This is a genomic window from Arhodomonas sp. KWT (assembly GCF_010993615.1).
In genome coordinates this window covers 1-1,703 of record NZ_WNXE01000383.1, presented here as the reverse complement: position 1 = coordinate 1,703, position 1,703 = coordinate 1, and the positions used below count along the sequence as shown (strand labels likewise).

Sequence of the window (1,703 nt, the reverse complement as noted above, 5' to 3'; positions counted from 1 at the left end):
CGGATCCGGGCCTTCGACAGCGGCACATAAGGGGCGACGGCGCGGTAGCCACGCCCGGGTTCGGCAACGATCTCATGGCCGGCGCGGCGTAGCGCCTCCACCGCCTTCCAGACCGCCGCACGGGAGACCCCGGCATTCGCGGCCAGGGCCTGCCCGGAATGCACTTCACCATCCGCCAGCGCCGCGAGGACCCGTCGGCTCGCGCTGGTCCCGTCACCGGCGTTCTCGGTGCTCATCGGCTCAGACCTCGGAGAGACAGGCGCGGAAGGCGGAAACGAGATACGCCGGATCCAGCGCCCCCGCAGACTCGCGGGCGCTGTGCATGGCCCACATGGCCCCGCCGACGTCGACGGTACGGATACCGAGCCGTGCCGCGGTGATGGGTCCGATCGTGCTGCCGCAGGGCAGATCGTTGCGGTGAACGTAGCGCTGTACCGGCACGCCGGCGCGCTCGCAGGCGTGACGGAAGTATATCTCACCCTCGCCGTCCGAGGCATAACGCTGCTTGGCGTTGAGCTTGATCACCGGACCGCCGTTTACCCGGGGCGCGTGGCGCTGGTCGTAGGCCTGCGGGAAGTTCGGATTCCAGGCATGGGCCATGTCCGCACTGACCACCCAGCTGCGCGCGAAGATCGCCTCGCGCCCGGCGGCCGCGTCGGTGGCCGCCAGGATCCGCTCGACCGTCGCCGGCAGGAACGTGCCCGCGGCACCGCGGTGGGACTCACTACCGACCTCCTCGTGGTCGAAGCAGGCGAGCAACGTGACGCCCTCCGCCGGCGCCTCCTGGACCAGCGCGCACAGACCGGCGTGGCAGCTCGCCAGGTTGTCGATCTGGCCGTTGGCGATATATTCGCCGTCCGCACCGAAACGCGTGCCGGGCTGGGTATCGGTGAGCGCCAGCTCCCAGCCGAGCACCGCGCCGGGGTCATGACCGAGCTCCTCGGCGAGGAAGGGGGTGAGACCATTGTTCGCACGGTCAGAGAAGACCATGCCGAGCTGGTCCTGCAGCTGGAACTTGAGACCGTCCTCGTTGACCCCCCGATTGAGGTGTATTGCGAGGTTGGGCAGACGCACCAGGGGCCGGTCCCCGGCATAGAGCAGCGGCACCGGCTCGCCGTGCTGACCACGGCACCACACGCGGCCGGCGAGGGTGAGGTCCCGGTCCGCGAACGTCGCGATGATGGGTCCGCCGTAGATCTCGACACCGAGAGCCGCCGACGGCTCGCCGGCCGTCGAGCCCTCCGGCCGCATCCGAAAGCCCGGCGAGTCCGTGTGCGCGCCGATGATGCGCAACCCGGAGGCAGCGGGGTCGCGCCCGACGCGGAATGCGATGAGGCTCGCACCACCTCGGCGCACGAAATATCCGCGGCCCGGCGCCAGCGTCCAGGCCTTGTCCTCGCGCAGCTCCTCGAACCCCATCGCCTCCAGCTGCGCGGCCATGATCGCCGCCGCGTGCCAGGGGGACGGCGCGGCGTCGATGAACGCCAGCAGGTCGTCCGCGATCTCGTATTCCTGTACCGCCATCGCTCTGTCGTTTCCGCTCGTTGTCTGCGTTCGTGGCCGGTCACCCACGTCCGTTGCGACCAGGCTCGATCACCATAACGTATCACTTCCGGGCGCCTGCCACCGCCCCGGCGGGACGTAATCGCCACCGCGGGAAAAACCGCGCCGTTGCTGCCGGAGCGCGCATAAAAAAACCCCCG

The 1,703-nt window shown here is 69.8% G+C and carries 2 protein-coding genes; both read right to left on the bottom strand.

Annotated elements, in window-relative coordinates; all coding sequences use genetic code 11:
* Positions 1-236 (bottom strand): HTH domain-containing protein (locus tag G7A99_RS19175; protein WP_163143214.1); only part of this gene is annotated, 236 nt, incomplete at its 3' end.
* A gap of 4 nt (positions 237-240) precedes the next feature.
* On the bottom strand, positions 241-1,524 hold the full coding sequence (locus tag G7A99_RS19170; RefSeq protein WP_163143211.1) for a M18 family aminopeptidase: 1,284 nt from the start codon (positions 1,522-1,524) through the stop codon (positions 241-243).
* Positions 1,525-1,703: the final 179 nt, after the last annotated feature.